Origin of the sequence: Paenochrobactrum pullorum, from assembly GCF_041929845.1 — a bacterium.
Classification (GTDB): domain Bacteria; phylum Pseudomonadota; class Alphaproteobacteria; order Rhizobiales; family Rhizobiaceae; genus Paenochrobactrum; species Paenochrobactrum pullorum.
On the sequence record NZ_JBHEEH010000004.1, the window covers coordinates 23,393 to 40,057 of the forward strand.

At 49.8% G+C, this 16,665-nt stretch carries 16 protein-coding genes; 8 read left to right on the top strand and 8 right to left on the bottom strand.

Annotation, left to right across the window (positions count from 1 at the left end):
• Positions 1 to 4: 4 nt before the first annotated feature.
• A complete protein-coding gene (locus JNC77_RS08755) occupies positions 5 to 265 on the top strand; it encodes a hypothetical protein (RefSeq protein ID WP_343803463.1) in 261 nt (86 codons plus the stop codon).
• A gap of 70 nt (positions 266 to 335) precedes the next feature.
• Here JNC77_RS08755 and JNC77_RS08760 read toward each other — a convergent pair whose 3' ends face one another.
• Positions 336 to 1,364, bottom strand: coding sequence for a purine-nucleoside phosphorylase (locus JNC77_RS08760; RefSeq protein WP_374831552.1), 1,029 nt, complete (start codon positions 1,362 to 1,364; stop codon positions 336 to 338).
• A 34-nt stretch (positions 1,365 to 1,398) separates the two neighbouring features.
• Positions 1,399 to 1,854, bottom strand: coding sequence for a tRNA (cytidine(34)-2'-O)-methyltransferase (locus JNC77_RS08765; RefSeq protein ID WP_374831554.1), 456 nt, complete (start codon positions 1,852 to 1,854; stop codon positions 1,399 to 1,401).
• 141 nt (positions 1,855 to 1,995) lie between these two features.
• On the opposite strand from JNC77_RS08765, the gene JNC77_RS08770 reads away from it, so the two are divergent.
• The 6 genes from JNC77_RS08770 (at position 1,996) to JNC77_RS08795 (ending at position 9,653) form a co-directional block, all read left to right on the top strand.
• Entirely contained in the window at positions 1,996 to 3,837 is a 1,842-nt protein-coding gene (locus JNC77_RS08770; RefSeq protein ID WP_374831556.1) for an ABC transporter ATP-binding protein, read from the top strand.
• 134 nt (positions 3,838 to 3,971) lie between these two features.
• Positions 3,972 to 5,840 carry an ABC transporter ATP-binding protein gene (locus JNC77_RS08775; protein ID WP_374831558.1) on the top strand — a complete coding sequence of 623 codons (1,869 nt, stop codon included), beginning with the start codon at positions 3,972 to 3,974 and terminating at the stop codon, positions 5,838 to 5,840.
• Positions 5,841 to 6,078: 238 nt separating this feature from the next.
• Positions 6,079 to 6,642 carry a ubiquinol-cytochrome c reductase iron-sulfur subunit gene (petA, locus tag JNC77_RS08780; RefSeq protein WP_374831560.1) on the top strand — a complete coding sequence of 188 codons (564 nt, stop codon included), beginning with the start codon at positions 6,079 to 6,081 and terminating at the stop codon, positions 6,640 to 6,642.
• 20 nt (positions 6,643 to 6,662) lie between these two features.
• Positions 6,663 to 7,952, top strand: a complete 1,290-nt coding sequence (locus JNC77_RS08785; protein ID WP_374831562.1) for a cytochrome b — start codon at positions 6,663 to 6,665, stop codon at positions 7,950 to 7,952.
• A 31-nt stretch (positions 7,953 to 7,983) separates the two neighbouring features.
• Positions 7,984 to 8,862 (top strand): cytochrome c1, encoded by an 879-nt coding sequence (locus tag JNC77_RS08790; RefSeq protein WP_374831564.1) that lies wholly within the window; start codon positions 7,984 to 7,986, stop codon positions 8,860 to 8,862.
• A gap of 245 nt (positions 8,863 to 9,107) precedes the next feature.
• A complete protein-coding gene (locus JNC77_RS08795) occupies positions 9,108 to 9,653 on the top strand; it encodes an adenine phosphoribosyltransferase (protein WP_374831566.1) in 546 nt (181 codons plus the stop codon).
• 86 nt (positions 9,654 to 9,739) lie between these two features.
• Here JNC77_RS08795 and JNC77_RS08800 read toward each other — a convergent pair whose 3' ends face one another.
• The 5 genes from JNC77_RS08800 to JNC77_RS08820 form a co-directional block, all read right to left on the bottom strand.
• Positions 9,740 to 10,207: a MaoC family dehydratase gene (locus tag JNC77_RS08800; protein WP_374831568.1), complete on the bottom strand. Its 468-nt coding sequence runs from the start codon at positions 10,205 to 10,207 to the stop codon at positions 9,740 to 9,742.
• Positions 10,204 to 10,689, bottom strand: a complete 486-nt coding sequence (locus JNC77_RS08805; RefSeq protein ID WP_374831570.1) for a MaoC family dehydratase — start codon at positions 10,687 to 10,689, stop codon at positions 10,204 to 10,206. Before JNC77_RS08805 ends, JNC77_RS08800 begins: the two co-directional genes overlap by 4 nt.
• 62 nt (positions 10,690 to 10,751) lie before the next feature.
• Entirely contained in the window at positions 10,752 to 11,855 is a 1,104-nt protein-coding gene (ychF, locus tag JNC77_RS08810) for a redox-regulated ATPase YchF (RefSeq protein WP_374831572.1), read from the bottom strand.
• 101 nt (positions 11,856 to 11,956) lie between these two features.
• On the bottom strand, positions 11,957 to 12,709 hold the full coding sequence (gene pth / locus JNC77_RS08815; protein ID WP_374831574.1) for an aminoacyl-tRNA hydrolase: 753 nt from the start codon (positions 12,707 to 12,709) through the stop codon (positions 11,957 to 11,959).
• A 35-nt stretch (positions 12,710 to 12,744) separates the two neighbouring features.
• Entirely contained in the window at positions 12,745 to 13,353 is a 609-nt protein-coding gene (locus tag JNC77_RS08820) for a 50S ribosomal protein L25/general stress protein Ctc (protein ID WP_374831576.1), read from the bottom strand.
• 398 nt (positions 13,354 to 13,751) lie between these two features.
• Here JNC77_RS08820 and JNC77_RS08825 point away from each other — a divergent pair, with 398 nt between their 5' ends.
• Positions 13,752 to 15,311, top strand: a complete 1,560-nt coding sequence (locus JNC77_RS08825) for a helicase HerA domain-containing protein (RefSeq protein ID WP_374831578.1) — start codon at positions 13,752 to 13,754, stop codon at positions 15,309 to 15,311.
• 116 nt (positions 15,312 to 15,427) lie between these two features.
• Here JNC77_RS08825 and JNC77_RS08830 read toward each other — a convergent pair whose 3' ends face one another.
• The gene (locus JNC77_RS08830) at positions 15,428 to 16,360 is read right to left on the bottom strand and encodes a ribose-phosphate pyrophosphokinase (RefSeq protein WP_374831580.1); all 933 of its coding nucleotides are present in this window, start codon (positions 16,358 to 16,360) and stop codon (positions 15,428 to 15,430) included.
• Positions 16,361 to 16,665 lie beyond the last annotated feature (305 nt).

The following is a 16,665-nucleotide window of genomic DNA, read 5'->3' on the forward strand; positions in this document are numbered from 1 at the left end:
GTATATGAAAAATATTCCAGCCCGTCCGCCACTTCATGGTTTAAGGCGGCAATTGCGCGAGAATCGCGGTCAGCCCAAGCGGATGCCGAAAGACGGTTTTGTGCGCCAGACCTTCGCTTTGCCCCGTGCGGAGGCGCGTGAAAAAGCACAGGAATGGTTCAAAGCTTTTCCAAAATCCGCTTATTGGACGGAAATTGAAAGTTGGTGCGAGATGCCGGATGATGTCATCCAGTTTACCATCCGCCGTTTACCAACTGCGGATTGATATCTGATAGATCAGTTTTAAAAAAAATGCCGGTGCAAATTTTACACCGGCATTTTCTATTGGGAAGCGATTACTCAGCCGCTTTAACCTGCGGAGCTTCTGCCCACTTGTCCCAATCCTTCATGATGGATGAGGCATAGGTCTTGCCAACGCGGTAAGCATTGGTGGTGGCAAGCGCAAAACCGCCGGAATTGTCTTTAAGTGATTCAAGCGGGGTTTGGTCTTGTCCCTGACGGTCAAAGTTTGAAGCGGTGCGCAGCAAAGCAATGCGGTCGAAATCGAGACGTTTGGCATCAGCGCCGCGCTTCAAAGCGGTCAGGGTTGCGTTATCTTCCATCTGCGAGGTGCAGTAATTGGCTTTGCCATCGGTGAAGAGGCTGACCCATTTCGCCATAGCTTCAGCAAGCTTGGTACCATGCCAGTAGGTGTCGCTGGAAAGCGTGTCGCACTGGCCGACATGCGGTGTGCCAAGCGCTGCTTGCTGGGTGTAATGTTTGCGATATTCTTTTGCACCGTCACCGTCGGCCAACTCGACATTTTTGGTGGTTTCAAAGGCATAATCGGCTAAAGCAGGGTTGAGTGCATAGACTTCAGAACCAGCCGACCATTTGGCTTTTTCTTCCGGTGAATTGGCGCCAAGCGGGAAGCTGTCGGTTGACCACACTTCAGGCGCTTCACGCAGATCAATACGGTGATTGAGGCCGGAATTGACCGAATATTTTGCCCATAGTGCCGAACCAAGTGTGCCTTGTTCCGGATCAACGCCCGCAATACCCGCGATCAGGAAGTAGGTTTTGGTCAGGTCAAATTTGTCGCTCAATGTGACAGCGGAAATGGTGCTGGCAGCATTGGCCAGACCCATCGATGTGGTGACGTGGCACAGGCCTTCGTCGGTGCAATCCACATTCGGATATTCCGCGCTCAAGCCCGGCAGGGCGATATGCTTGGTGAATTTTTCACCATCGAGCCAAGGCTTGGCTTCCTGACCGAACATGGTGATGATCATCACTTTCGGTTCAATCTTTTCTTCTGCTTGAGCAAAGCTTGCGCCCGCCAGCAAAGCACCAAGTGCGATGGAGGTTTTGAGGGTGGTTTTCATGTTTTTCTCATTCTTTGGGAGGGGAGGGTTGAAACTATAATTTCAATTGTCGCATGGCTTCACCAGTGGTCATAGCGACGGACAAAGCTAAATTCAATGAACGTGCGTCGCCATACATCGGGATGGTCAGCTGCGCATCAGCACTTTCATGCACATCGTCCGGTACGCCGGAGGATTCACGACCGAAAAGCAGAATGTCATTGGCCTGAAATTGAAAATCCGTATAGGCGGTGGCAGCTTTGGTCGAGAGCAGGATGGTGCGCTTGTTTTCAGCTTTCCGCCAGTCTTCAAAATGCGCCCAGTCGAGATGACGCTTCAATGTCACTTTGGCCAGATAATCCATACCGGAGCGCTTCAGCGAGCGGTCGGAGAGGTCGAAACCAGCAGGCTCAATCACATCAACGACAAGGCCAAAGCATGCGGCCATCCGCAGTATGGTGCCTGTATTGCCCGGGATATCTGGCTGGTAAAGTGCAATACGTAAATTCATGTCACGCGGGTATCGCAAATTTGAAGATGAGGCAATTCACATTCTGATATTGTCCGCCGTTTAATGCAAGCATGCAGTAAATATTCGTGCTTTGTTCTTTATTTTACTTGGAATAAATTTCTATTTATTGTAGGAAACACCATGTTTAAATGGTTCGAAAATAGACTCAATCCTTATCCCGATACGTTCGACGGCTTGGCGTTGCAACCGCCGCGCGGTCTGATCGCATTTTGTCTCTTTTATTCAAGAGGCGCATGGCCGTGGCTGTTACTGATGGCCTTTTTCACTGCATTGCTGGCGATCATCGAAGTGTCGCTTTTTGCGTTTCTCGGTCATATCGTCGACTGGCTCTCCGAGCAGTCACGTGAGACCTTTTTAAGCAATGAGGGCTGGCGTTTAGGCCTGATTGCCGGTGTTGTCATGGTGGCCTTGCCGGCTGTCGTGCTGGTGCATTCGCTATTGTTCCATCAGGCGTTGATCGGTAATTTCCCGATGCGTATCCGCTGGATGATGCATCGTTATCTGATCCGCCAATCGATGACATTCTTTCAGGATGAATTTGCCGGACGTATCTCTACCAAGCTGATGCAAACAGCTTTGGCGGTGCGTGAATCGGTGATGAAATTGCTGGATGTGCTCAATTATGTCATCATCTACTTCACCGGCACACTGATTATTGCAGCTTCTGCAGATTGGCGCATGATGATGCCGTTTGCCGTCTGGCTCGGCGTTTATATTCTGCTGCTTTATTATTTCATTCCGCGTTTACGGGCGATTTCGCAAAGTCAGGCAGATGCGCGCTCATTGATGACCGGTCGGATTGTTGACAGTTACACCAATATTGCAACCGTTAAACTTTTTTCGCATTCCAGCCGCGAAGAAAGTTATGTGCGTGAAAGCCTTGATGCATTTCAGGTGACCGTCAACAAACAGATGCGCCTGATCACCGTGTTACAGTTCCTGCTTTATTTGAGCAATTGTCTGCTACTGCTGGCTGTCGGTGCTATCGGTATTTGGTTGTGGCTTGGCGCTTTGGTCAGTGTTGGAGCTGTCGCTGTTGGTATTGGTCTGGTGCTGCGCCTCAATGGTATGGCGCAATGGATCATGTGGGAAATGACCGCATTATTTGAAAATATCGGTACGGTTCAGGATGGTATTTCAACTCTTGCCCTTCCGCATGATGTGGTGGATGTACCCAATGCGCCGCAAATCGTTGTCAAATCCGGTGCGCTGGAATTTGATAAAATCGGCTTCCATTACGGCAAAGGCTCCGGTATTATTCAAGATCTGTCGCTTAAAATCCGTGCCGGTGAAAAGGTCGGCTTGGTTGGACGTTCAGGTGCCGGTAAGTCGACTCTGGTCAATTTGTTATTGCGCTTTTATGATCTGGAAAGCGGACGCATTCTGATCGATGGTCAAGATATTGTACTGGTCAATCAGGATAGTTTGCGTGGCAATATTGGTATGGTGACGCAGGACACATCACTTTTACATCGCTCGGTACGCGACAATATTCTTTACGGTCGTCCTGATGCGGGTGAGCAAGCTTTACGTGACGTTTTGATTAAGGCACAGGCCGATCAGTTCATTCCGAATTTAAGTGATGCGGAAGGCCGCAGAGGACTGGATGCGCATGTGGGTGAACGCGGCGTAAAGCTTTCCGGTGGTCAACGTCAGCGTATCGCCATTGCCCGTGTGATGTTGAAAGATGCACCGATTCTGATTTTGGACGAAGCAACATCGGCACTTGATTCCGAGGTGGAGGCTGCCATCCAGGATAGTCTTTACACACTGATGGAAGGCAAAACCGTGATTGCCATTGCACACCGTTTGTCAACGATTGCCGAACTTGATCGTTTGATCGTAATGGATCAGGGGCGCATTGTTGAAGATGGTACCCATGAAGAACTGATTGCCAAAGGCGGTATTTATGCCAGTCTTTGGGCGCGACAATCGGGCGGCTTCTTAGGATTCGACGCATAAAAGAAAAAGGCATTTGAGAGGAAATCTTAAGTGCCTTTTTCTTTGAAAACAGTGATTTTAAAAGAAATGGTTTTACTTATAATTTCACTATGCTTGGATGTGAGCCATAAAAAGAACGAGGGAACAGATATTTGATGAATGCAGTGTATCGTTGGTTTGAGCGTTGGGTGGACCCGTTCCGCGAGCCGGATCAGTTGCGCCCGCCATCCACAACACTTGCATTTTTATGGCATTATGCGGTGCAGGCCAAAGGGCCGCTTCTTGTTTCATTAGTTTTTGGCGGGCTTTTACCGCTTGTGGAAGCGGGGCTTTTCTATTTTACCGGACGTCTGGTTGATATTCTCGACCAAGCCGGACAAGCGGGCGGCGAGCGCAGCTGGACAGCACTTTGGCACATGGCCGGTACTGAAATTTTATTCATGCTTGTCACTGTGGTGTTGATTCGGTTGCTGGTGACAGCGATCAATACAATGCTGGAAGGACAGACCATGTCTCCCGGCTTTTATAATATGATCCGCTGGCAGGCGAATTCTTATGTGCTGCGTCAGTCTTATGCGTTTTTCCAAAATGATTTCGCTGGACGCATTGCCACCAAGGTTTGGCAAGCGGGGCAGGCAGCAGGCGATCTGATTGAAAGTTTCATTCAGGTGGTCTGGTTTATGGCGATTTATAGCGCTACCACCCTGTTTCTGGTCGGACGGCTGGATTGGCGTTTGGCCGCAGCCGTTATCATCTGGATTGTGGCTTTTGGTATTATCGCCCGCACCTATCTGCCGCGGGTGCGCAAATATGCGGAAGCCTCGGCTGAGGCCGGTTCAATGATCAATGGTCGCATTGTTGATAGTTATTCCAACATTCAAACCATCAAGCTCAATACGATTGATGATGACGAACGTTATTTAAAAAATGGCTTTGAGCGGTATCTTGAATCGATCTGGCCGTTTATGCGTGCGCTTTCCAGTGTGCGTATTCTGCTTACTGCTCTGTCGGGGCTGATGATTGTGACTGTTGCGGCTATTGCCGTCGATTTATGGACGAAAAATCTCATCAGCGTCGGTGAAGTGGCTTTTACCCTTGGCCTTGTTTTGCGTCTTAATATGCTGCTCGGGCGTTTGATGATGCAGCTTAATGGTATGTTGCGCCAGCTTGGGCTGATTGAAAATTCAATGCGTCTGGTGTCCGAGCCGCTCGGGCTTCAAGATCGCAGCAATGCCAAACCATTAGAGATTACCAAAGCCAAAATTGAAATCCGCGATGTCACGTTTCATTATGGCAAAGATGCCGGCGTGCTTGACCGGATCAATTTGACGATTGAAGGTGGTGAGCGTGTCGGATTGGTCGGCCATTCGGGCGCTGGTAAAACCACGCTGATCAATTTGCTGTTGCGCCTTTATGATGTCGAAAAAGGTGCGATTCTGGTTGATGGGCAGAATGTACGGGATGTGACGCAAAGCTCGTTGCGCCAGGCCTTTGCGGTTGTGAGCCAGGAAACAGCACTGCTTCATCGATCACTGCGTGATAATATCATGCTGGCACGCAATGATGCCTCGGAAGCGGATTTGCTGAAGGCGACACGTCAGGCTGAAGCCGACCGCTTTATTGAAGCGCTGGAAGATTTTCAGGGGCGTAGAGCCTTTGATGCCTTTGTGGGCGAGCGCGGTGTTAAACTTTCGGGCGGTCAGCGCCAGCGCATTGCAATTGCGCGTGCAATTTTAAAACAAGCGCCGATCCTGATTTTGGATGAGGCAACATCAGCACTGGATTCGGAAGTGGAGGCTTCCATTCAGGAGAATCTGATGCAGCTGATGCAAGGCAAAACTGTTATTGCTATCGCGCATCGCTTGTCGACCATTGCACAGCTGGACAGACTGGTGGTGATGGATAAAGGGCGGATTGTGGAAGAGGGAACACATCAGCAATTATTGGCACTGGGCGGCATCTATGCGGGCCTTTGGGCGCGTCAGTCCGGTGGTTTTTTAGGTGGCATTCAGCCTGAGCAGTAAAGTGGCTTCGGCATATAGAACGGATAAAACAACCCATGGTTTTACCTGCGACATCGTGCCGTCATGATTGCATACTGACTGGACAAGCTTTTACTCTGCACCTAAACCAAAATAGAAATGTAAATTTCGCGGCCGTTTTATAAGCAATAATGAGATTCTCATTTGATTTTGCTTAATCAAAAAAATGGGCAAGGGGAGAGGATTAATTTGAATATGCAGGTTGGAAAGGAATTGGCACGTGAGCGCACACGACACGGCTGAGCCGACACGGCGTGATTTTCTGTACATAGCGACAGGGATGGTCGGTGTAGTTGGCGCCGGCGGACTGGCTTGGCCATTTATTGATCAGATGCGTCCCGACGCATCGACATTGGCCGCCGCTTCTATTGAGGTGGATGTTTCTTCCGTTCAGGAAGGTGCATCGCTGACAGTGAAGTGGCGCGGTAAGCCGGTCTTTATCCGCAACCGCACCGCTAAAGAAATTGAAGAAGCCAAGTCGACCAGTATGGCCGACCTGAAAGATCCGTTAGCACGCAATGCCAATCTGGCAGCCGACACACCGGCAACCGACATCGCCCGCTCTGCTGGTGAGGGTAAGGAAAACTGGATGGTCATGATCGGTGTCTGTACGCACCTTGGCTGTGTGCCGCTTGGTGAAGCCGGTATCTTTGGCGGCTGGTTCTGTCCGTGCCACGGTTCTCATTATGATACTGCTGGTCGTATTCGCAGCGGCCCTGCACCTGAAAACATGGCTGTGCCACAGTTTTCGTTTGTATCCGATACTGTCGTCAAAATCGGCTAGTGGTTCAGGGGAGAGAAGACATGAGTGGCGGACACTCCACATATACGCCGAGTACCGGCATTGAAAAATGGTTCGATGACAGACTGCCATTACCGCGTCTGGTTTATGATTCATTTGTTTCTTATCCAACACCGCGCAATCTGAACTATATGTACACTTTCGGTGGCATTTTGTCGTTCATGCTGATTGCGCAGTTGCTGACAGGTATTGTTCTGGCCATGCACTATGCTGCATCGACCGGTATTGCCTTCCAATCCGTTGAAAAAATCATGCGCGACGTCAATTTCGGTTGGTTGTTGCGTTATATGCACGCGAATGGTGCATCCTTCTTTTTTGTTGCTGTTTATCTGCATATTGCCCGCGGCCTTTATTATGGTTCCTATAAGGCACCACGCGAGCTGTTGTGGATTCTCGGCGTGATCATTTTCCTGCTGATGATGGCGACAGCTTTCATGGGTTATGTCTTGCCTTGGGGACAGATGTCTTTCTGGGGTGCAACAGTGATCACCGGCTTCTTCACCGCGTTCCCGATTATCGGTGAACCGATCCAGCAATTGTTGCTGGGTGGTTTTGCGGTTGATAACCCGACGCTGAACCGCTTCTTCTCGCTGCATTATCTCCTGCCGTTCATGATTGTCGGTGTGGTGATCCTGCACGTTTGGGCCCTGCATGTGACCGGTCAGACCAATCCGACAGGTATCGAAGTGAAGTCGAAAACGGATACGCTGCCGTTTACGCCTTATGCAACCATCAAAGATGCATTTGGTGCGTTGGTCTTCTTCTTGTTCTTCGCATATTTCGTTTTCTATATGCCGAACTTCCTTGGCCATCCGGATAACTATATTCCAGCGGATTCATTGAAAACGCCGGCGCATATCGTGCCTGAATGGTACTTCCTTCCGTTCTATGCAATCCTGCGTGCAATTACGTTCAATATCGGCCCGATCGATTCTAAGCTTGGTGGCGTATTGGCGATGTTCGGCTCCATTGCAGTGCTGTTCGTATTGCCTTGGCTGGATACTTCGAAAGTGCGTTCAGCGGTTTACCGTCCTTGGTTCAAGATGTTCTTCTGGCTCTTCGTGTTCAACGCCGTCTTCCTTGGCTGGCTGGGTTCACGTCCTGCAGAAGGTATCTACACAGCCTTGGCACAGATCGGTACCCTCTATTATTTCGCTTTCTTCCTTGTGATCATGCCAGTGCTTGGTCTCATCGAAAAGCCGAAGCGTTTGCCGAATTCGATTACCGAAGCAGTGTTGGAAAAGAAACAAGGCAAGCCTGCGCATCTGACGCCAGAAAAAATCCCTGGTTGAGTGTAGCGAAAGTTAATGAAGGACTAGAAATATGAAAAAGTTCCTCACCGGTTTCGCTGCCCTCGGAATTGCTCCAATGGTTGCGCTCGGTCTGACAATGGGCGGTACTTTTGCTCAAGAAGAGTTCGTTAGCGAACCGGCAGAACCGGATCATTATCCGATTCTAAAGCCACATCAAGAAAGCTGGAGTTTCTCGGGGCCGTTTGGAACCTATGATAAAGGTCAATTGCAGCGTGGTTTAAAAGTGTACAAAGAAGTTTGTGCAGCTTGTCACTCGCTGGAATATGTTCCGTTCCGAAATCTGTCAGATTTGGGTTATTCAGAAGATCAAGTGAAAGCATTTGCTGCTGAATATGAAGTGGAAGATGGTCCAAATGCGGAAGGTGATATGTTTGAACGTAAAGCCGTTCCAACAGATTATTTCCCGTCCCCCTTCCCGAATGTGCAGGCAGCGGCTGCAGCCAATAATGGTGCAGCCCCGCCCGATCTGTCTTTGATTGCCAAAGCACGTGCAGCCGAGCGTGGTTTCCCGACATTTATCTTCGACATTTTCACACAATATGCTGAAGCTGGTCCGGACTACATCTACTCACTGTTGACAGGTTATAGTGCAAAGCCACCTGCAGGGATGGAAATTCCTGAAGGTACGTATTACAATCCGTATTTCTTGTCGGCAAAATCATTGGCTATGGCCAGTCCTTTGAGTGACGATGTTGTCACTTATGATGACGGTAGCCCGCAGACTGTGCAGCAATATGCACATGACGTGTCGGCATTCTTGATGTGGGCAGCAGAGCCGCATCTGGTAAAGCGTAAAGAAATTGGTTTCCGCGTTATGATATTCTTGGCTCTGTTTGCAGGTCTGGTCTATATCGCGAAACGTCAAATTTTTGCACAGCTAAAAGACTAAGCTTTTAAGCGATCATTTTGAAATTAAGGGCGCTGTTCCAGCGCCCTTTTTTATATTTTGGCGCCTTTTTTATGGCGATCAAAAGCTTGTGTGCATTGCTTTAAATCAATTTGTTATCACTGGTTACTCTTATTATGCTCCAATGGTTTGCGATTCCGTTGCTGGAAGTGCATATGCATCATAACAGGGTCTTAAGCCTATAAGCTTGACCTGTTATGGATAATGTCAATTAAAGGATTGTCTCAATGGACAAAGAAATACAGTCGACGCTCAGAGAGGCAATCAGAACAATCAAGGACTACCCAAAACAGGGTGTCCAGTTCCGTGATGTGACCACGCTGATGGGCAATGCACAGGCTTTTCGTCGTGCTGTGGATGAACTTGTTTATCCATATGCCGGTGGCAAAGCCGATAAGGTTGCGGGTATTGAAGCGCGTGGTTTTATCTTGGGTGGTGCGATGGCGCATCAGCTGTCGGCAGGTTTTGTACCGATCCGTAAAAAAGGTAAATTGCCTTATGAAACTGTGCGGATTGCCTATAGTCTTGAATATGGCATCGACGAGATGGAAATGCATCGCGATGCCATCAAGCCGGGTGAAAAGGTTATTCTGGTCGATGATCTGATCGCAACTGGTGGCACGGCTGAGGCTGCTTGTAAATTGTTGCAGCAAATGGGCGCTGAAATTGTTGCGGCCTGTTTTGTGATTGATCTGCCTGATCTGGGCGGCCGTAAAAAGCTTGAAGCTTTGGGTGTGCATGTGCGCACTTTGGTGGCTTTCGAAGGCGACTAAGCTGCTCAAAAATACTTATATAAAAAAAGCCCTGTCAAAACTGACAGGGCTTTTTATTTATCTGATAGTGAGACTTGTGAAGCGACTTATGGTAGCTTGATCATCGCTGCATTTTCGAAGCGTAGTATTTCTTCGTTTTTCTCGTCACGTGCAGCACAAATCATGGTGATCATCGACCAGCCGGGTTTGGATTCCAGTGCCCGAATAGAGGTGATGATGCGGGTGTAGGTTAATGTGTCACCGACAAAAACAGGTCTTGTCCATGTCAGATTGGTAAAGCCGGGAGAGGGGCCAAAGACGGGTGGTATTTCACCTTTCGCAATCATTTCGGCGACTTCACGTTGCAGTGATTGGATGTTGAGTTTTACCCAGACTGAAGCCGAATGCCAGCCGGAGGCACATAAATTGCCAAACAGGCTGTCTTTGGCAGCTACCGGATCAACATGAAAATATTGCGGATCGAACTGACGCGCATATTCAATGATGTTTTCTTGTGTGAAGGTAAAGCTGCCAAGGATAACTTCTTTGTTCAGCATATCATCGATGACACTCATGATGCAGCTCCTTGTTGAGCGCACATTTGAGCAGCGGCACGCTGTTTCAAAATCAACTTATGCTGTACTTCGCATACAGTGACGCCATGCTGATTTTTCAACTCATGCAAAAGTGTGACAATGCCAAGCCCCGGACGTGAGTTGAGTACACGTCCGCTGATAACGGTGGTCGTGCCCGTTAGTGTGTCGCCTGCCAGCACAGGGTGCTTCCAATTGGTAAATTCAACGCCTGGTGCGCCTTGCGAGGTGGCTTCCAGCATATAGGCATCACACATCATCCGCATCAGCATGGAGCATGTGTGCCAACCTGAAGCTGCCAAGCCACCCAGAATGCTTTTTTTGCCTGCCGCTTCGTCCAGATGAAAAGGTTGCGGATCATATTCTTTGGCAAAAGCGATGATTTCCTCGGCGCTCACCGTTTTGGGGCCGAGATTGAAAACGCGGCCTTCATGGAAATCTTCATAAGCAGATTTTGCGTTCAAAACAGATACCTTTCGACATAAATCACATAAGAAAAAAGGCCAGCGAGGCTGGCCTTAATTGATCATGTATTGAAGCGGAAAAGCAAGACATCGCCGTCTTGTACGACATATTCTTTGCCTTCATCTCGTGCTTTACCGGCTTCTTTGGCGGCAACTTCACCGCCCAAAGTGATGTAATCGTTATAAGCAATGGTTTGGGCGCGAATGAATCCACGCTCGAAGTCTGTGTGAATAACACCTGCTGCCTGCGGTGCTTTGGTGCCGCGCTGGATTGTCCATGCGCGCGTTTCCTTAGGGCCTGCGGTAAAGTAAGTGATCAGATCAAGCAGCTTGTAGCCGGAACGGATCAGGCGGTCGAGGCCTGGCTCTTCCAGACCCATCGCATCCAGATATTCTTTTGCTTCTTCATCAGCCAATTGCGCAACTTCTGCTTCAATCGCGGCAGAAATGATGACGTTTTCTGCGCCCTGTGAGGCCGCCATGGCTTCGACAGCTTTGGTATGTTCATTGCCGGTTGAAGATTGGTCTTCGGCAACATTGCAAACATAAAGCACAGGCTTGGAGGTCAGAAGGTTGAGCCCCTGCAAGATTGCCAGATCCTCGGCGGCAATGTCTTTCAGCAACATACGCACCGGCTGGCCGTTTTGCAGGAGTTTTAGCGATTCTTCCATCATCGGCAAAACTGTGAGGGCTTCTTTGTCCTTGCCGGTGGCGCGTTTGCGGATCTGAACGATACGGCGCTCGAGGCTTTCCAAATCAGAAAGCATCAATTCGGTTTCAACGGTCTGCGCGTCGGATACCGGATCAATACGGCCTTCAACATGGGTGATGTCGTCATCTTCAAAACAACGCAACACGTGTACGATGGCGTCTACTTCACGGATATTGGCCAGAAACTGGTTGCCCAGACCTTCACCTTTGGATGCACCGCGCACGAGACCGGCAATATCAACAAAGGAAATACGGGTCGGTATAATTTCCTTGGAACCGGCAATCTTCGCCACTTCGCGCATACGCGGATCAGGCACAGCCACTTCACCAGTGTTCGGCTCGATAGTGCAGAACGGATAGTTGGCAGCTTGTGCAGCAGCGGTGCGCGTCAACGCATTAAAGAGTGTTGATTTGCCGACATTGGGCAGTCCGACGATGCCGCATTTGAAACCCATGACTATACCTGTCTCAATAAGTTTTAAGTTAGAATGGCTATGGGATACGGAAGGGGGCAAGGTCAAGAGCGCGCAATGTCCCGTCCAGAAAAAGTAGTGTTTTAGTCTTTCTTACCAAACAGCTTTTTCAGCATATCAGCCATTGGCCCTGATTCCGGTATATTAGGTCTGCCCGATGTCGGGCGTGCCTGCCGGATATGACTTTGTGCTTTGGGCGCAGCCTTTGGAGCTGCATCCGCGAGTTTGCCGCCTGCATTGGGGCGGTTATTACCTTCACCCATTGCCAGCGCAATTTTATTCATGAAGGAGTTGTCTTGTCCCTTGGCAAGAAACGCAGCATTGTCGCTGATCGCGCCAAGGAGAAGATCAAGCCATTGCTGATCAGATTTGGCAAAATCACCGAGAACATGATTATGCACGAGTTCTTTCGCACCCGGATGACCGATGCCTAAACGGATACGGCGATAGTCTTTAGAGCCCAGCAAACCTTGCATATGCGCATCAGTGGATTTGATGCCGTTATGACCGCCTGAACCACCGCCGGTTTTGATGCGCAATTTTCCTGCCGGTAAGTCCAGCTCATCATAAATCACCACCAGGTCAGCAAGTTGCAGCTTGTAAAAGCGCATGGCCTCGCCAATGGACTGGCCGGAAAGGTTCATGAAAGTTTGTGGCTTGATCAGCAGGGTTTTTTCACCATCAATGGTGCCGTCGGCAATTTCTGCCTGAAATTTTTTCTGCCATTTGGAAAAGCTATGGCGGCGGAATATTTCATCCACCGCCATAAACCCGATATTATGTCGGTTTTGCGCATAACGGGGGCCGGGATTGCCAAGACCTGCAATGAGGAGCATGGATTTCTAACCTTCGCAACACGCTTCAACAGACATTATTCTGCTTCAGCTTCGCCTTCAGCTTCATCTTTTACACCGCCGCCAGGAGCAGCAATGGTTGCAACTGTAAAGTCGCGATCCTGAATAACAGGGGTCACGCCCTTAGGCAGTTTAACAGATGAAATGTGAATGGTTGCGCCGATGTCGAGACCTTCGAGGTCAACAACGACTGCATCCGGAATTGCGTTCGCAGGTGCAACGAGTTCAACTTCGTGACGAACGACGTTGAGCAGGCCGCCGCGCTTCAGGCCCGGAGCTTTTTCTTCATTGATGAACTGAACAGGTACGTTCACTTCAACAATTGACTTGGCGGAAACGCGCAGAAAGTCAACGTGCTGAGGGAAGTCACGAACTGGATCAAGCTGGTAATCCTTAGGCAGTACCTGGATTTTCTTGCCGTCGAGTTCAATGGTGGTCACTGTGGTTTTGAAGCCACCGCCATGAATTCTGTAGTAAACGTCTTTATAAGAGACAGCAATAGACAGGGGAGCCTGCTTGTCACCATAAATAACAGCTGGAATCAAACCGTTGCGGCGAAGTTCGCGGGAGGACCCCTTACCAACCCGTGTGCGCGCCTCGGCCTTGAGCACTTTGGTTTCGCTCATGGCATTTCCTTTCGAATGTGTATTGGAGTGTTGCCCGTTATCTCATTGAAAACAAACAACATGAAACACAAATAAATCTGCTGTAAGTGGCTTGCCACTTTGCAGATAGACGATGCTCCATTCCGCGTTGCCTCCAAGGGTGTCTACGCGGATGCGGGGTCTATAAAGGATAGAGCGCAAATGTGCAAGTTTTGCTGGTCGTTTTTATCTGATTGAAGTAATTATCCGTGCAAATCCGACCTGCAAATCATGCATCCTGTGGGGCGTTTTGTGTCTGCGACGTTAGAGGCTGGCATTTGGTGGTGCAAAAATGTTAGGCACGGGGAAATGCTTTTAGCATATTGAGTCTGCGATCATCATCGCGACGATATTTTCTTGATATGATTTTAGGAGGCGAGATGAAGGTCGGCATCGACATGGGCACCTTATCGGGGGGAACCGCGTCGGGTAATGCAGGATCGACGGCTGCACTTGGCGCCGGCGGCAAAAATGCCATGCTCGATCTGGAGGAGCTACTTGCAACCCGCTTGTTGGTTCAGGGCAATTCGGGCTCGGGTAAATCTCATCTTCTACGCCGTCTATTAGAACAAAGCGCGCAATGGGTGCAGCAATGCATCATTGATCCGGAAGGGGATTTTGTGACCCTTGCCGATGAATATGGCCATGTGGTTGTGGATGCAGCGCGCACCGAAGCGGAACTGACTCGTATTGCCGGTCGTATCCGTCAGCATCGTGTTTCCGTGGTGCTTAATCTTGAGGGCTTGGATGCCGAGCAGCAAATGCGCGCGGCCGCTGCCTTTTTGGGTGGTCTTTTTGATGCCGAGCGCGATTATTGGTATCCGATGCTGGTCGTGGTCGATGAAGCGCAGCTTTTTGCGCCTGCTGTAGGCGGTGAAGTGTCCGATGAAGCGCGCAAAGTGTCGCTGGGCGCTATGACCAATCTGATGTGCCGTGGCCGTAAACGTGGGCTGGCTGGTGTCATCGCCACGCAGCGTTTGGCAAAACTGGCAAAAAACGTGGCCGCAGAAGCCTCCAACTTTTTGATGGGGCGAACATTTCTTGATATTGATATGGCGCGTGCATCTGACCTTTTAGGCATGGAACGTCGTCAGGCAGAAATGTTCCGCGATTTGCAGCGTGGTCATTTTATTGCATTGGGGCCTGCTTTATCGCGCCGTCCATTGCCGATCAAAATTGGTGCCGTGCAAACATCCGCGCGATCTTCCAGCCCGAAACTGATGCCGCTACCCGATGCGCCGGTTGATGCGATGGATTTGATATTTACACCGTCACCGGATGAAGTACGTCCATTGGTGCGCCGTCCGGCACCGCCGCCACCGGCACCATCCACGGCTGAAATTTTAGCGCAAGTAACAAAACCAAAGCCGGAAGCAGAACAGCCTCCCGAGCCGGTTTTCCCAGGTCTTATCGAGGCTGAGCGTGAAGAGTTGATTGACAAGGTGATGCGCCAAATCATCGAAGATCCGGAAGCTTCATTTCGCTCTGTTGCGGTGCTTTATCAGGATTTTCTGGTGCGCTGCCGCATTCACCGTGTGCCGGGTGAGCCGCTGGCATTGCCTGCTTTCCGCCGCCGTTTGGCTTTGGCACAGGCAAGCATTGATGGCGATACCGCATCGACTGAAACATGGCAGCGGGCTTTGGCCTTGTCTGAAAGCCTGACTGATGATGTGCAAGGCGTGTTTTTGATTGTGGCGCAAGCAGCGGTCACGCAAGCGCCATGCCCCTCTGATGCAGCATTGGCGCGTGCCTATGGCAGCCACTCTACCAGCCGTGCCCGTCGGTTGCTGACCTATTTTGAAGAGCGCGGGCTGCTGGTTGTGCGTAATGATTTTACCGGAAAACGTATTGTCGCTTTTCCTGATCTTGATTGCGAGACGGCCGCAGGTGATCCGAATGCCCGGGATGATGTGGCCGAGGAAAATGCAGCTGCTGAATAAGTATTCACTCTTTTAGGACATAAAAAAAGCCGCCTGATTTTGATCAATCCGGCGGCTTTTTTATATGTCGGTATCAAGCGCAGACAGTCTTGGTGATTGTCTGCGTTTTTCAAATATCAGTCGAAGAGGCTGGATACGGATTCTTCCGCAGCTGTGCGCGCAATGGCTTCACCAATCAGTGGTGCAATCGAGAGAACGCGGATATTTGGCGTCGCAATAATGTTGGCTGATGGCTGAATGGAATCGGTGATCACCAATTCTTTTAGCTTGGAAGAAGCAATACGTGCTACCGCACCCCCAGAGAGAACACCATGGGTGATGTAAGCGGTGACGCTGGATGCGCCTTTTTCAAGCAGAGCTTCAGCCGCGTTGCAGAGCGTGCCGCCGGAATCAACGATATCATCAAACAGCAAGCAATCTTTGCCGGACACTTCACCGATGACGTTCATCACTTCAGATTCGCCAGCGCGTTCACGGCGCTTGTCGACGATTGCCAGATTGGCACCGATGCGTTTTGCCAATGAACGGGCACGAACAACACCGCCTACATCGGGTGAAACCACCATGCAGTTAGATGTTTCGTAATTGGCCTTAACATCACGGGCGATAACCGGAACCGCATAAAGATTGTCGGTCGGGATATCGAAGAAACCCTGAATCTGACCTGCATGAAGATCAAGGGTCAGAACGCGATTTGCACCGGCCTCTGTGATGAGGTTGGCCACGAGCTTGGCAGAAATTGGCGTGCGTGGGCCCGGCTTTCTGTCCTGACGTGCATAACCGTAATAAGGGATCACGGCAGTGATGCGGCGTGCTGATGAGCGACGGAAAGCATCGATCATGATCAGCAATTCCATCAGGTGATCATTGGTCGGATAGGATGTGGACTGAAGAACGAAAACGTCTTCACCACGTACATTTTCCTGAATCTCGACAAAAATTTCCTGATCGGCAAAACGCTTCACAACGGCTTTACCGAGCGGAATGTTAAGATAATTAGCAACAGATTCGGCAAGAACCTGATTGGAGTTGCCCGCGAAAAGTTTCATATTTTGCCTCTGACGCTGTTCTTAAGCGATGACGCACGATCGTGAAACCTGAACCATTCCGGTTACGCTCATGCGCGGATTCCAAACACCACCGCAGATATGCCAATGCTGCAAGCTTCCCAAATCGATAAATTCCAGGGCTTGCGGCGGTTAGAAGCTATATCTCGGATTAGCGGCCTTTTACAAAGACTCGTAGAAATTGCAAAGGGTCGATTGGTCACACTCTGTTAATATTGTGATATAATGTTAGTTTCCCACAGGCTCTGTGGGTTATTTTCCTAAAAAATGACCCATTTCTACTTTTT

What these genes read in the sequence shown, in the direction of transcription:
- JNC77_RS08790 (WP_374831564.1), top strand. Translation starts at nt 7,984, where the DNA reads ATGAAAAAGTTCCTCACCGGTTTCGCTGCCCTCGGAATTGCTCCAATG.
- JNC77_RS08800 (WP_374831568.1), bottom strand. Translation starts at nt 10,207, where the DNA reads ATGAGTGTCATCGATGATATGCTGAACAAAGAAGTTATCCTTGGCAGC.
- JNC77_RS08760 (WP_374831552.1), bottom strand. Translation starts at nt 1,364, where the DNA reads ATGAAAACCACCCTCAAAACCTCCATCGCACTTGGTGCTTTGCTGGCG.
- JNC77_RS08830 (WP_374831580.1), bottom strand. Translation starts at nt 16,360, where the DNA reads ATGAAACTTTTCGCGGGCAACTCCAATCAGGTTCTTGCCGAATCTGTT.
- JNC77_RS08795 (WP_374831566.1), top strand. Translation starts at nt 9,108, where the DNA reads ATGGACAAAGAAATACAGTCGACGCTCAGAGAGGCAATCAGAACAATC.
- pth (WP_374831574.1), bottom strand. Translation starts at nt 12,709, where the DNA reads ATGCTCCTCATTGCAGGTCTTGGCAATCCCGGCCCCCGTTATGCGCAA.
- JNC77_RS08770 (WP_374831556.1), top strand. Translation starts at nt 1,996, where the DNA reads ATGTTTAAATGGTTCGAAAATAGACTCAATCCTTATCCCGATACGTTC.
- JNC77_RS08755 (WP_343803463.1), top strand. Translation starts at nt 5, where the DNA reads ATGAAAAATATTCCAGCCCGTCCGCCACTTCATGGTTTAAGGCGGCAA.
- JNC77_RS08825 (WP_374831578.1), top strand. Translation starts at nt 13,752, where the DNA reads ATGAAGGTCGGCATCGACATGGGCACCTTATCGGGGGGAACCGCGTCG.
- JNC77_RS08775 (WP_374831558.1), top strand. Translation starts at nt 3,972, where the DNA reads ATGAATGCAGTGTATCGTTGGTTTGAGCGTTGGGTGGACCCGTTCCGC.
- ychF (WP_374831572.1), bottom strand. Translation starts at nt 11,855, where the DNA reads ATGGGTTTCAAATGCGGCATCGTCGGACTGCCCAATGTCGGCAAATCA.
- JNC77_RS08765 (WP_374831554.1), bottom strand. Translation starts at nt 1,854, where the DNA reads ATGAATTTACGTATTGCACTTTACCAGCCAGATATCCCGGGCAATACA.
- JNC77_RS08785 (WP_374831562.1), top strand. Translation starts at nt 6,663, where the DNA reads ATGAGTGGCGGACACTCCACATATACGCCGAGTACCGGCATTGAAAAA.
- JNC77_RS08820 (WP_374831576.1), bottom strand. Translation starts at nt 13,353, where the DNA reads ATGAGCGAAACCAAAGTGCTCAAGGCCGAGGCGCGCACACGGGTTGGT.